Source organism: Actinosynnema sp. NPDC023658, assembly GCF_040639995.1.
Classification (GTDB): domain Bacteria; phylum Actinomycetota; class Actinomycetes; order Mycobacteriales; family Pseudonocardiaceae; genus Actinosynnema.
In genome coordinates, this window is the sequence record NZ_JBFAAX010000106.1 from 2410 (window position 1) to 16037 (window position 13628).

Below are 13628 nucleotides of genomic sequence, written 5' to 3' on the forward strand. Positions count from 1 at the left end.
ACCCCCGAGACTCCGCGGGGGGGTTGGCGGCGCCCCCGGCCACCCCCCCCCCGACTCCGGCCAGACCTCCGGCCTGTCCCACCCGCAGCCGATGCCGTCGCGGCGCGGCCCGATCGTCACGCTCATCGCGGTGGGCATCGTGACGCTGCTGGCGCTGGCGTTCGTGGTGGCGCAGGTGATGGGCTGGATGAACCTCTACTGAGCTAGGGCGCGAGCGGCGGGCTGGGCTGGAGGCCCTCCTTGCGGCCGAGGCCGTCGAGGAGCTGCCTGAGCGTGTCGCGGGAGTTGTGCCGCGGCGCCCAGCCCAGCCTGCTGAACGCCTTGGTCGCGTCCAGCAGCGGCGCGGTGAGGGCCAGGTCGACCCAGCCGTGCGAGGTCGGTTGCAGGCGCAGCCGCCAGGTCACCCGCGCGGCGGTGCGCAGGACGGCGGGCGGGATCGGCACGTGCCGCGCGCCCATCACCTCCGCGAGCACCTGGGGCGTCACGACGGGGTCGGAGACCAGGTTGAACGCGCCCTCGGCCTTGGTGGTGAGGATCCGCGCGACGGCGTCGGCCACGTCGTCGGCGTGCACGAACTGGAGCACCATCGCGCGCGGCAGCGGCAGGATCGGCAGCCTGGCCTTGAACAGGGCGTGCGGGACCAGCGGGCCGAGGAAGTACCGCTTGATCTCGGCGGCGGCCTCCGGTTGGAGCACCAACCCGGGGCGGACGCGGGTGACCGTGAGCCCGGGGTGGTCGCGCTCGACGCGGTCGAGCAGGTGCTCCACGGCGGCCTTGTGCCGGCTGTAGTAGGAGTTCGGCAGGCCGTCGGTCGGCCAGGTCTCGTCGACCGTGCGGTCCTTGGCCGCCGGCGAGTACGCCCCGACCGAGGACATGTGCACCAGGTGCGGCACGCCGGCCTTGACCGCGGCGGTGAACACGCGGTCGCTGCCGGCGACGTTGGCCCGGTAGAGGGCGCGTTCATCGTGCCCGGGCTGGATGCGCCACGCCAGGTGCACGACCGCGTCCGCGTCCCGGAACACCTCGGTCAGCGGTTCCTCCGCGCCGTCGCGGCTGAGGTCGACCGGCGTCCAGGCGATGTCGTAGGGCGGTTCGTCCCGCGGTGGGCGGCGGGAGATGCCGTGCGCGGTCGTGCCCGGTTCGTCGGCGAGACGGCGCAGCAGGGCGGTGCCCAGATTGCCCGTGGCGCCGGTGACGACGATCCTCATGGCGGTCGGGTACCCGCGCTGGGCGGGTGCGACACGAGGAGGCGGCGTGTTCCAAGCGGCGGGTTGGGGGCTGCTGGCGGGATCTGCCCTGCTGGTGGGCGCGCTCGTGGGCTACCTGGTGAAGGTGCCGCGCGGGGTGGTGGCCGCGGTGATGGGGTTCGGCAGCGGCGTGCTGATGTCGGCGGTGTCGTTCGAGCTGATCGACGAGGCGCACGAGCAGGGCGGGCTGCTGGCGACGGCGTCCGGCGCGGCGCTCGGCGCCCTGGTCTACACGGCGGCGAACGTGGCGCTGGCCAAGCGCGGCGCGCGGCACCGCAAGAGGTCGGGCGGGTTGCAGCCCTCGGAGTCCGAGCAGAGCGGGTCGGGCACGGCGATCGCGGTCGGCGCGCTGCTGGACGGCATCCCCGAGTCGGTGGTGATCGGGGCGAGCCTGCTCGCCGGCGGCGGGGTGAGCGCGGTGACCGTGGTGGCGGTGTTCATCAGCAACGTGCCGGAGGGCCTGTCCTCCGCGGCCGGGATGCGGGGCGCAGGTCGGTCGCGGCGCTACGTGTTCGGGTTGTGGACCGGGATCGCGCTGATCAGCGGCCTGGCGTCGATGGCGGGCTACGGCCTGCTGGCCGACGCGCCGCCGCAGTGGCTGGCCGGGATCACCGCGTTCGCCGGTGGCGCGATCCTGTCGATGGTCGCGGACACCATGATCCCCGAGGCGTTCGACGACGCCCACCTGCTCGTGGGCCTGGTGACGGTGGCCGGGTTCCTCAGCGCGTTCGCCCTGTCGCACGCGTGACCCGGCGGCCCCGCGCACCCGAAAATGCGTTGCCGGGGACGTCCGGGGTCGCCAAGCTCGCGGCATGGTCGACACCACCCACCGCGACGGTCGCGCCGGCATCGACGCAGGCCTGGTGCGGCGGCTCCTGGAGGGCCAGTTCCCGCAGTGGGCCGACCTGCCGGTGACGCCGGTGGAGGTCGACGGGTGGGACAACCGCACGTACCGCCTCGGTGACGACATGACCGTGCGGCTGCCGACGGCGGAGGGCTACGCGCCGGCCGTGGCGAAGGAGCACCGGTGGCTGCCGGTGCTGGCGCCGTCGTTGCCGGTCCCGGTGCCCGAGCCGCTGGCGCTGGGCGTGCCGGGCGAGGGCTACCCGTTCCACTGGTCGGTCCGCCGCTGGCTGGACGGCCGGACCGCCGCGCCCGACCGCGTCGACGACCTGACGGGGTTCGCGCTCTCGATCGCGGACTTCGTCCTCGCCCTGCACCGCGTCGACGCGACGGGCGGTCCCGAGGCGGGGGCGCACAGCTTCCACCGGGGCGCGTCGCCGGGCCACTACGACGAAGGAACCCGACGCGCGCTGGCCGTGCTCGAAGGCCGTGTCGACACCGAGCGGGCCGCGGCGGTGTGGGACGCCGCCCTGCGCGCGCCTGGGTGGTCCGGGCCGCCGGTGTGGTTCCACGGCGACATCGCGAGCGGGAACCTGCTGGTCGACGGCGGGAAGCTGACGGCGGTCATCGACTTCGGCACGTCCGGTGTCGGTGACCCGGCCTGCGACCTGGTCATCGCGTACACGATGTTCTCCGGCGAGAGCCGGGAGGCGTTCCGGGACGCGCTGGGCCTGGACGCGGCGACGTGGGCGCGGGCCCGCGGTTGGGCGCTGTGGAAGGCCCTGATCACGCTGGCGCAGGAGACCGACGAGCGGCGCGCGGCCGAGCACCGGCACGTGGTCGAGGAGGTCCTGGCGGACGCCCCGTGAAGAGAAGGGGTACCCCCGCGGCCGGAGGTACCCCTTCAGCTCCTTCAGCGGTCGACGGTCAGCTCACGCGCGGTGGCGTAGCGCTCCCGCACCCACGGGGTCGGGTCGGCCTCGACCGAGGTCGACGCCAGCTCCGACCAGAGCGGCGGCACGTCCGCGCCGCCGACCGCCCACGCCGCCTGCCTGGCCGCGCCGTCGGCCACGTACTCGCTCGGTGACGGCACGACCACCGGGCAGCCGAACACCGCGGGCGCGAGCCGCTGCACGGCGGGCATGCGCGCCCCGCCGCCGATCAGCAGCACCCGGGACACCGGCAGACCCAGCGCCACCAGCGCGTCGATCGCGTCGGCCAGGCTGCACAGCAGGCCCTCGACCGCGGCGCGCGCGAGGTGCGCCGGGGTCATCGTGTCCAGCCTCAGGCCGTGCAGCGCGCCGGTGGAGTCGGGCTTGTTCGGCGTCCGCTCCCCCTCCAGGTACGGCACGAACACCAGCCCGTCGGCGCCCGCCGGCGCGCTCAGGGCCAGGTCCGACAGGTCGGCCAGGTCGACCCCGAGCACGGACGCCGTCGCGCTGAGCACCCGTGACGCGTTCAGGGTGCACACGAGCGGCAGGTGGCCGCCCTCCGCGTCGGCGAAGCCGTTGACCGTGCCGGTGCCGTCGGCGACCGGGTTCGGCCACCGCGCGAACGCCGTGCCGGACGTGCCGATGGACACCACGACGTCACCGGGCTGCGCCTGCACGCCCAGCGCCGCCGCGGCGTTGTCGCCCGCACCCGCGCCGAACCGGCCGTCGACCAGCTCCGCCGGGCCGACGACGCGCGGCAGCGCGACGACCTTGCCCAGCGCCAGCTCCAGCAGGTCCGGCCGGTAGTCCCCGGTGGAGGGCGACCAGTAGCCCGTGCCGCTGGCGTCGCTGCGGTCCGTGGTCAGGGCGTCCAACGACGTCCCGCCGGACAGCTTCCACGTCAGCCAGTCGTGCGGCAGGCACACGGCCGCCGTCCGAGCCGCCGACTCCGGCTCGTTCGCCGCCAACCACCGCAGCTTGGTCACGGTGAGCGAGGCCACCGGCACGCTGCCGATCGCCTCGGCCCACTCGTCCGGACCGCCCAGCTCGGCGGTGAGCTCGGTCGCCGCCGCCGCGGAACGGGTGTCGTTCCACAGCAGCGCCGGCCGCACCACCTCGCCGGAGGAGTCCAGCGTGACCATGCCGTGCTGCTGCGCGGCCACCGACACGGCGGCCACGTCGTCCAGGCCACCCGCGTCCGCGATGGCCGCCTGGAGGGCGTCCCACCACGCGGAGGGGTGCACCTCGGTGCCCGTCGGGTGCGCCGCACGCCCTTGTCGCACAAGGGCGCCGGTGTCCGCGTCGCGCACCACCACCTTGCAGGACTGGGTGGACGAGTCGACGCCCGCGACGAGCGCCATCAGCGCGCGCCCAACAGGTGCTCGGTCGCCAGCTGCGCCAGGCGCACGAACCCGAAGCCGCGCTCGGCCGCGGCCTCCGGGTCGATGTCCTCGCCCTTGAGGAAGTCCGCGATCGACTCACCCTCGTCGAGCGTGGGCTCGGCCAGTTCGTACACGCCGCTGACCTTCAGCGCCTCCTGCACCTCGGGGTCGGCGCGGAACGCCGCAGCCCGCTCGCGCAGGATCTTGTAGGTGCGCATGTTGGCCGCCGCGCTCTCCCACACGCCGTCGAGGTCCTCGGTGCGCAGCGGCTTGTAGTCGAAGTGCCGCGGGCCCTCGTAGCCGCCGTTCTCCAGCAGGTCGACCAGGAAGAACGCGGACAGCAGGTCGCCCTGGCCGAACACGAAGTCCTGGTCGTAGCGCGGACCCTTCTGGCCGTTCAGGTCGATGTGGAACAGCTTGCCCTGCCACAGCGCCTGGCCGATGCCGTGCACGAAGTTGAGGCCCGCCATCTGCTCGTGGCCGACCTCGGGGTTCACGCCGAACAGCTCGTGGTGCTGCAGCGTCGAGATGAACGCCAGGGCGTGACCGATCGTGGGCAGCAGGATGTCGCCCCGCGGCTCGTTCGGCTTGGGCTCCAGCGCGAAGCGGAAGCCGTAGCCCTGGTCGATCGAGTACTGCGCGACCGTGTCGACGGCCTCGCGGTAGCGGTCGAGGGCGGCGTGCACGGGCTTGCCCGCGTCCACCTCGGAGCCCTCGCGGCCACCCCACATCACGATGGTCTCGGCGCCGAGTTCGGCGGCCAGCTCCAGGTTGCGCAGCACCTTGCGCAGCGCGAACCGGCGCACCGAGCGGTCGTTGCTGGTGAAGCCGCCGTCCTTGAACACCGGGTGGGTGAACAGGTTGGTGGTCACCATGGGCACGACCATGCCGGTCTCGTCCAGCGCCGAGCGGAACGCGGCGACGCGCTTGTCGACCTCCGCGGCCGTCGAGCCGAACGGGAACAGGTCGTCGTCGTGGAACGTGATGCCCCAGGCACCGAGCTCCGAGAGCTTGCGCACCGCGAGGGGCGCGTCGAGCGCGGGTCGCGTCGCGTCACCGAACGGGTCGCGTCCCGGCCAGCCGACCGTCCACAGGCCGAAGCTGAACTTGTCCACGAGGGCACCTCCAATAAGTTTGATGCCTGAACTTATCGCACTCAGCCGCTAGGATCCAGTGGTGTCCAGACCGCAGCCCGCGAGCCAGCGCACCGTGCGACGGCACAACTCCGCCCTCGTGCTCGACGCCATCGCGGAGGCCCCCGGGTCGTCGCGCGCCGCCGTGGCCGCCCGCACCGGCCTGACCAAGGCCACCGTGTCGAGCCTGGTGGACCGGATGATCGGCGCCGGGCTCGTCGCGGAGGGCGAGGCGCAGGCCAGGTCCGGTCCCGGCCGGCGCGGCACGGCGCTGCACCTGTCGCCCACCGGCCCGCACGGGCTCGGCGTGGAGATCGGGGTCGACTACCTGGCCACCTGCCTCGTCGACCTCACCGGGCGGGTGCGGGCGCGCTGGCTGCGGCCCAGTGACAACCGTGCCTCCTCCCCCGCCCGCGTGCTGGCCAAGGTGGCCGCGGCGGTGCGGACGGCGGCCAAGCAGGACGTGCCGATCGGCGGGGTAGGGGTGGCCGTGCCGGGCCTGGTGGAGGTGGCCGGCGGGTCGCTGCGGGTCGCGCCGAACCTGGGCTGGCGCGAGGTGGACGTGCGCGGCGAGCTGGACCGCAGGCTGGCGATGGACGTGCCGGTGCTGGTCGGCAACGAGGCGAACCTGGCCGCGCTGGCCGAGCTGTGGCACGGGGACGTGGCGGCGGACTTCCTGCACGTCTCGGGTGAGATCGGCATCGGCGCGGGCATCGTGGTGGGCGGCGCGCTGTTCGAGGGCGTGTCCGGGTTCGGCGGCGAGATCGGGCACCTGTCCGTCGACCCGCGCGGGCCGCGGTGCGCGTGCGGGTCCCGCGGGTGCCTGGAGCGGCTGGCCGGGCAGGACGAGATCGTGCGCGCGGCGGGCGTGACCGGGGTGGACGAGCTGCTGGGGAAGCTGGCGGAGGGTGACCGCACGGCCACGACCGCGGTGCGCTCGGCGGCGCGGTGGCTGGGTGTGGCGCTGTCCGGCGCGGTGAACCTGCTCGACCTGCCCGTCGTCGTGCTGGGCGGCACCTACGCCCGCCTCGAACCGTGGCTGCGGGAGTCGCTGCACGCCGAGCTGGACCGGCGCGTGGTCAGCGGCGAGTGGTCGCCCGTCCGGGTGGTCGCCTCGTCGTTGGGCGCCGAGGCCGCCGTCCGCGGCGCCGCGACCACGGCCGTGCGCGCGATCCTGGCCGACCCGGACCCCTACGTCACCACCGCCCTGTCCTGACCGCACGCCCTGGACGCTCACCTCACCAGTTCCGAACGCAGGACACGCGCGTTCGGAACGTAGGACACGCGCGCGTGTCCAACGCCCAGGTCGGGCGTGTCCTACGTCCGGGTGCCCCGAGTTGAACGTTCAGGACGGCCGGGAGTGAGGGATCGGTGTGGTCCGGGTCGCCTTCGGCCGAAGGGACGACGGTCGGTGACCGGGGCGGCGGCGATCGAGGTCACGGGCCGACCGGCCTGGGCTGTCACGGCCCGTTGTTCGCCACCGCGTGCCGACTCGACTACCGACCGTCACAGATGAGCAGGTCACAGCGCTCGTTCACCCGAATGCACGTGCGGAAGCGGACGCACGCGGGGCGCGCGTCTGACAGCCTGGACGGCACGTTTGTCGGTGCGGACAATCGTCCGGAGACTGCCAGGGGGTGGGATCGGTGCCGCGTGGAGAGCGCCCGTTGGACGTCGGTGACAGCCCGTTGCTGAAGTTCGCCGCCGACCTCCGGTCGCTGCGCGACAAGGCGGGCGGGCGCAGCTACCGGCAGATGGGCGCGCGGGCCCACTACTCGGCGACGACGCTGTCGGACGCGGCGGGCGGGCGCAAGCTGCCCACGCTCGCGGTGACGCTGGCCTACGTGCGGGCCTGCGAGGGCGACGTGGCCGAGTGGGAGGACCGGTGGCGGCAGGTCGCCGCCGAGGTGCAGCCCAACCAGGACCCCGCCGCCGACGAGGGCCACCCGCCGTACGCGGGCCTGGCGGCGTACGGCACCGAGGACGCCGAGTGGTTCTTCGGCCGCGACCACCTGCTCGACGACCTGGAGCAGCGCATCGCGCAACGCCGGTTCGTCGCGGTGTTCGGCGCGTCGGGCGCGGGCAAGTCGTCGCTGCTGCGCGCCGGCCTGGTGCCGCGGGTGACCGGGCGGGTCGTGCTGACCTCGCCCAGCGAGACCGCCGCACCGGACCTCGGCGCGGACCTGCTGATCGTGGACCAGTTCGAAGAGGTCTTCACCCTCTGGCCGGACGCCGAGCGGCGCAACGCCTACATCGACGCCCTGCTGGCCGCGCCGGGCAAGGTCGTGATCGGCGTGCGGGCCGACTTCTACGGCCACTGCGCGCAGCACCCGGAGCTGGTGGAGGCGCTGACCGACGGCCAGCTCCTGCTCGGACCGATGGGGCCCGAGGAACTGCGCCAGGTGATCATGCAACCCGCCGTGAAGGCGTCGTGCACGGTCGAGACGGCCCTGGTGTCCCGGCTCATCGCGGACGCCACCGGTCAGGCGGGCGTCCTGCCGCTGATGTCGCACGCGCTGCTGGAGACCTGGCGCCGGCGGCGCGGCACCACGTTGACGCTGGCCGGCTACGAGGCCGCGGGCGGCATCCAGCACGCCATCGCGCAGACCGCCGAACGCACCTACATGTCGTTGGAGCGGAACCAGCGGGTGCTGGCCAGGCAGGTGTTCCTCCGGCTCACGGCGCTCGGTGACGGCACCGAGGACACCAAGCGGCGGCTGCCGCGCGCCGAGCTCGACCACGACGTGGACGTGGACGTGGTGCTCGACCGGCTGGCGCACGCCCGGCTGCTCACCCTGGACCGCGACAGCGTGGAGATCGCGCACGAGGCGCTGATCCGCTCCTGGCCGCGGTTGCGCGGGTGGCTGGCCGAGGACCGCGAGGGGCTGCGCACCATGCGCCGGCTCACCGAGGCCGCGGCCACCTGGGACTCGCTCGGCCGCGACCCGGACGCGCTCTACCGGGGCACCCGGCTGGACACCGCCCTGGAGTGGACGCAGCGCAGCGGTGTCCGCACCAGCGCCCAGGAGCGCGACTTCCTGGCCGAGGGCGTCCGGGCCCGCGACCGGGAGCGGGTCCTCGCCCAGCGGCGCACCCGCAGGCTGCGTCAGCTCGTGGCGCTGCTGGCCGTGCTGCTGGTCATCTCCGGCACCGCCGGGGTGCTCGCGATCGACGCGCAGAAGGAAGCCGCGGCGGGCTGGAACTCGTCGGCCGCCTGGTACGTGGCCAACCAGTCGCAGGCCCTGCGCAGCAGCGACCCGCCGCTCGCGGACCAGCTCGCCATCGCCGCCCACGACCTCAACCCGAACGACGAGACGCGCAACGGCGTGCTCAGCGCGCGGGCCGCCGGCGAGCTGAACGTGGCCGCCCGCGCGGCGTTCGCGTCGGCCCAGGCGCTCCAGGACCCCGACGACAAGCGACAGCCGAGGACGCGGGTGTCCGGACCGGCCGGCGAGACGGTGACGTCGATCGCCGTGCACGGTTCGACCCTCGCGTTCGCCACCACGTTGGTCGACGACCAGGCGAAGGTCTGGGACGTCACGGACGTGACCGCCGAGGTCACGCACACCTTCGGCTCCCCGGTGAAGCGGATCGCGCTCGACCCGGCCCACGCGCGCACCCTGGTCACCGTCTCGGACGTGGACGAGGTCGTGGTCTGGGACTTCGCGAACCCGAACCGGCCGACCGAGGCCTCGCGCCTGCCCGGTCACGCGCGCCCCGTCGTCGGCATCGCCTACAGCGCGGACGGCGCGATCGTGCTGACGTTCGACGCGGCGGGGGTCGTCCGGATGTGGGACGTGGCCGACCCGGCGGCGCCGGCGCTGCTCACGCAGGTCGACATCGGGTTGGACATCACCGCGGTCACCCTGTCGCACGACCAGCGCACGCTGGCGGTCGGCACCGGGAAGGGCCAGGTCCGGCTGTACGACCTGACGGACCGGTCGGCGCCGCGACAGCTGTGGTCCAGCAAGGCGCACCGGGGCGCGATCAAGGCGCTGGGCCTGTACCCGGACGGCTCCGCGCTCGCCACGGTCGGCGCGGACAACGTCGCGCGGTGGGACCTGGCGGACCCGCGGAACCCGGTCGAGCGCGGTCGGATCAACTACCTCACCGAGGGCGTCTACGCGGTGGGGTTCGGCGACGCGCCGACGCACGTGACCACGTCCAGGTCGGACGGCACGACGCGGGCCTGGGAGTTCGACTTCGACACGGCGGTCCGCGAGATGTGCGACGAGGTGGTCGCACCCATCACCCGCGAGGAGTGGCAGCAGTACGTGGGCGTCGCGGTCGGGGCGGTCAAGTACTACCGCCCGTGCGACTGAATGGCGCTGGGGCACGCCCGGACGGATAATCACGCCGTGACCACGCCCCGTGACGACGACCGCACCGCGGCGATACCGGTGAACCCGATCCCCGACGGTCCTCCGGCGGTGGGTCCGCTCGGTGCCGGCCCCGGCGCCGTCGAGCCGGTCCCCCCACCGGTCGGCTCCCCCGGCACGGCGGACCGCGAGGCCGGGCACCCGGCGAAGCTGAGGCCGACCAGGATCAGCGGCACGTGGGTCGCGGTGCTGGCCTCGATCGTGGTGCTGATCGTGCTGCTGGTGTTCATCCTGCAGAACCTGTCCGACGCCACGATCCACTTCCTCGGCGCGGCGGGCACGCTGCCGCTGGGGGTGGCGCTGCTGTTCGCGGCGATCGCCGGCGCGATCGTGGTGGCCCTGGTCGGCGCAGCCCGGATCATGCAGCTGCGCCGCCAGGCCAAACGAGGGCTGAGGTAGACCCGCGGTCATCCCGGGGTGCAGGACCTGCCGTTCAGCGTGAAGCCGGTGGGAGAGACGTTGCTGCCCTGCCAGCTCGCCTGGAACCCGAAGTCCACCGAGCTACCCGCTGCGATGGTCCCGTTCCAGCCCTCGTTGGTCACCGTCACGGCGGCGCCGGACTGCGACGCCTTGCCGTTCCAACTGTTCGTGATCTTCTGGCCGTTCGCGAACGACCAGCCCAGGCTCCAGCCCGTGATGGCGCCGGTGCCCCGGTTGGTGATCCTCACCGAGCCGGTGAAGCCACCTCCCCACTGACCGGCGACCTCGTACCGCACCGAGCAGCCGGGTGGCGGCTGGTCCGTGACGGTGGTCGTCGTAGTGGTGGTCGTGGTGGTAGTGGTGGTAGTGGTGGTCGTGGTCGTGGTCGACGTGTCCGTCGGGTGCGTGGGGGACGTGGTGTCGCTGGTCCCGCCGCTCGGCTCCGCGACGAGGATGCCCCGGCCGTTGGTGCCCAGGTAGACGCGGCCGTAGACGCGCGGGTCACCGGTGATGGCCTCGCCCATGTTCCCGTACTGGTGGGCGTCGTCGTTGATGCGCACCCAGTACCGACCGGTCTCGTCGTCGGACCGGTACACGCCGGTCTTGCCGTCGATGGTCAGCACCGCGTACAGCGCGGGGTAGGTCTTCTCCAGGGCGGGCTTGCCGAAGCCGATGTTGACGCCGGAGGTCACACCCGCGGTGGCGGTGACCGTCCTGCCCGAGTCGGTCGAGCGGAACAGCCCGCCGTCCCCGACCAGCCAGACGTGACCCTCGTGGCCGGGCACGGCGTGCAGCTTGCCCGCGTCGGCGGTCGCGCCGGCGGTGAACGTCGCGCCGCCGTCCGTGCTGACGTAGAGGGTGTCGTTGGCCAGGCCGTAGAACTTGTTCGGGTTGACCCGGTCGGACTCGACCACCGCACCCGCGGGGATGCCGGTGGACGGCGTCCAGGTGTTGCCGAAGCCGACCGAGAAGTGCACCGCCGCGCCGGCCGGGCTCCACACGAACCGGCTGCCGTCCGCCGCCGCCGCGACCGTGCCGCCACCGGTGACGCCGCCGGGCTCGCCGCCCGCGAACCAGTTGGCGCCGCCGTCGGTGGAGAACGCCACGTGCGGTGAGCCGTCGACGTTGCCGGAGCGGACCATCACCGAGGCGTTCTTCTCCGCGAAGTCCAGGCTGGTGGTCGTGGTGAAGTTCGGCTGCTGGAACATCATCGGCGGGACCTTGGCCAGGTCCGTGTGCCGGAACCCGCCGATGTCACCCAGGCCGCTGATCAGCTGCGCCCCGCCGGTCGGCGGGCTGATCAGGTCGAGCACCGCGGTCTCCTCCAGGCCGGCGGCGGTCGGCTTGATCGTGATCTGGCCGCCGTTGTCCCACTTCGTGAGGTCAGTGGTGCCGTAGACCGTCGCGCCGGTGCCGTACATCATCCGGTTGGAGTCGAACGGGTCGATCTCCAGCGACTCCACCATCCAGCCCAGCTTCGGCGTGACCTCCGGCGGCTGCGGGTTCGCGCCCCAGCTCAGCCACGGCGAGGAGCTGATGTCCATGGTGTAGCGGAAGCTGCGGTTGGGGTAGCTGGTGAAGTCCCACGCCCGCGTCCAGGTCGCGCCGCCGTCGGTGCTGCGGAAGAAGATGACGTCCGGCCACCAGGAGATCTGGGTGGCGACCATCAGGGTGTTCGGGTGCTGCCGGTCGACGGTCAGGCCGCTGTAGCCGAAGTAGTCGTCCGCGCTGCTGGAGGGGATGGGGCTGATCCGGGTCCACGCGCCGGTGGCGGTGTTGTACTTCCACACGTCGCCCTTGCCGCCGTCGTACGGACCGCCGGTGTCGCTGGTGGCCAGGTAGAGGAAGCCGCCCGCGGTGTCCAGCACGCCCTTGTGCGCGATGTAGCCGGTGGGCTGGCCGGCGAGCCGGGTCCAGGTGACGCCCGCGTCCGTGCTGCGGTAGACCGTGTTCTCCTTGTCGGCCACGCCGACGTAGATGGTCTTGGTGGGGCTGCCGGCCGTGGCCGACCGCGGGTCGAAGGTCACCCAGACCACGCCCTGGATGTCGTTGCCGTAGCCGTTGGCGTCGTTGGGGTCCGCGACGTAGTTGCCCGGGTTGGGGAAGCTCGTCAGCTGCGACCAGGTGACGCCGCTGTCGGTGCTGCGCCACAGGCCCTTGCCGCTGGGTGCGCCGAAGTACAGCACCCGGCCGTCGTTGGGGTCGACGGAGAGCCGCTCCCCCATGCCGCGGCCGGGCATGTTGCCGCCGAGCTTGAACGGCAGCTCCGTGCGCTGCCAGGTCTTGCCGCGGTCGGAGGAGCGCAGGATCGCGCCGTTGTTGGGATCCCAGCTGTTGGTGTACATGCCGACGGCGGCGTACACCTTCTCGGCGTTCTTGGGGTCCGGGGCGATGCTCGCCACGCCGTTGTAACCCCACCGGTCGTAGCCGACCCAGTCGAGCAGCGGGATCCAGCGGCCCGTGGTCTTGTCCCACCGGTACGCGCCGCCGATGTCGGTGCGCGCGTAGATCAGGTCCTTCTCCGCCGGGCTGAACACGATGCCCGGGACGAACCCGCCGCCCGCGATCTCGACGTTGCGCCAGTTGTGCGGCTGCGCGGGCACGGCCGCGGCGGACGGTTCCGCCGCCGGGCTGGCCGCGGCGGACACCAGCACCACGCCGAGCGCGGCCACGGCCGCGGTGGTCAACGCCAGAAGCCGTTTCATGACTCCACTCCCCAGGATCGTGACTGGACCACCCCGGACGCCCCGGACCCGGCCGAGCCCCGGGTCGAGGTGGCGCCGCGGGGGTCGGCTGCCGGGCGCACGACTCCGGCACGGCCCGGCGGGGCGACTGCCACCGGCTGCGGCGTGCGTCGGGCCATCGTGCTGCGCTCCTTCGCGCAAGAGGTGGGAGGAGGCGGTGGGCGAGAGGGATCCGCCTCCCCCCGGGATCGTGGGGCGGGGCGGGTCAGGGATGTCCGAGGTCCGGGCTCCCGGTGGCGGGCGGGGCCGACGAGGCGGTCGCCACGACGGCGAACGCCTCGTTCAAGTGCCTCACGACCTCGCGCACGGGAACTCCTCACCGCGGTCTGGGAGCGCTCCCAGATAGGCTGGATTGGAACCGTAGCCAGGCTGATCACCCACGGGCAAGAGACCTGGTTGCGCCATCCGAGTGAACTGCGGTGCGTAACCCGCGCCCCCGTGTCGAACACGCCGTCGAACCGGGCGAAACGCCCGCGTCCCCGGGCCCCCGCCCGGGGCGCGGGCCGGGGGGGGGGGGGGGCGCCGGGGCGGGAAAGGGGGGCCCGCGC

Annotated in this window: 10 protein-coding genes; 6 read left to right on the plus strand and 4 right to left on the minus strand. The window is 73.4% G+C overall.

The window, feature by feature from the left end:
* A partial coding sequence (locus AB0G02_RS14885; protein ID WP_360793923.1) for a DUF6480 family protein occupies positions 1-202 on the plus strand: 202 nt, incomplete at its 5' end.
* A gap of 1 nt (position 203) precedes the next feature.
* Here AB0G02_RS14885 and AB0G02_RS14890 read toward each other — a convergent pair.
* Positions 204-1208 (minus strand): NAD-dependent epimerase/dehydratase family protein, encoded by a 1005-nt coding sequence (locus AB0G02_RS14890; protein WP_360793925.1) that lies wholly within the window; start codon positions 1206-1208, stop codon positions 204-206.
* Between the two features lie 46 nt (positions 1209-1254).
* Between AB0G02_RS14890 and AB0G02_RS14895 the strand changes: the two genes are divergently transcribed.
* Positions 1255-1995: a ZIP family zinc transporter gene (locus AB0G02_RS14895; protein ID WP_360793927.1), complete on the plus strand. Its 741-nt coding sequence runs from the start codon at positions 1255-1257 to the stop codon at positions 1993-1995.
* A gap of 64 nt (positions 1996-2059) precedes the next feature.
* The gene (locus tag AB0G02_RS14900) at positions 2060-2959 is read left to right on the plus strand and encodes an aminoglycoside phosphotransferase family protein (RefSeq protein ID WP_360793929.1); all 900 of its coding nucleotides are present in this window, start codon (positions 2060-2062) and stop codon (positions 2957-2959) included.
* Positions 2960-3003: 44 nt separating this feature from the next.
* Here the strand turns inward: AB0G02_RS14900 and AB0G02_RS14905 are convergent, their stop codons facing one another.
* Together AB0G02_RS14905 and xylA are read right to left on the minus strand one after the other, a co-directional pair.
* Positions 3004-4383 (minus strand): FGGY family carbohydrate kinase, encoded by a 1380-nt coding sequence (locus tag AB0G02_RS14905; protein WP_360793931.1) that lies wholly within the window; start codon positions 4381-4383, stop codon positions 3004-3006.
* Positions 4383-5519 (minus strand): xylose isomerase, encoded by a 1137-nt coding sequence (gene xylA, locus AB0G02_RS14910; protein WP_360793933.1) that lies wholly within the window; start codon positions 5517-5519, stop codon positions 4383-4385. The genes AB0G02_RS14905 and xylA overlap by 1 nt, the downstream gene beginning before the upstream one ends.
* A 61-nt stretch (positions 5520-5580) precedes the next feature.
* Between xylA and AB0G02_RS14915 the strand changes: the two genes are divergently transcribed.
* The 3 genes from AB0G02_RS14915 (at position 5581) to AB0G02_RS14925 (ending at position 10315) form a co-directional block, all read left to right on the plus strand.
* Complete coding sequence (locus AB0G02_RS14915) at positions 5581-6753, plus strand: ROK family transcriptional regulator (protein ID WP_360793935.1); 1173 nt, start codon at positions 5581-5583, stop codon at positions 6751-6753.
* 430 nt (positions 6754-7183) lie between these two features.
* On the plus strand, positions 7184-9859 hold the full coding sequence (locus tag AB0G02_RS14920) for an XRE family transcriptional regulator (protein WP_360793937.1): 2676 nt from the start codon (positions 7184-7186) through the stop codon (positions 9857-9859).
* Positions 9860-9895: 36 nt separating this feature from the next.
* Positions 9896-10315 carry a lipopolysaccharide assembly protein LapA domain-containing protein gene (locus AB0G02_RS14925; RefSeq protein WP_360793939.1) on the plus strand — a complete coding sequence of 140 codons (420 nt, stop codon included), beginning with the start codon at positions 9896-9898 and terminating at the stop codon, positions 10313-10315.
* Between the two features lie 8 nt (positions 10316-10323).
* Here AB0G02_RS14925 and AB0G02_RS14930 read toward each other — a convergent pair whose 3' ends face one another.
* The gene (locus AB0G02_RS14930; RefSeq protein WP_360793941.1) at positions 10324-13041 is read right to left on the minus strand and encodes a cellulose binding domain-containing protein; all 2718 of its coding nucleotides are present in this window, start codon (positions 13039-13041) and stop codon (positions 10324-10326) included.
* Positions 13042-13628 lie beyond the last annotated feature (587 nt).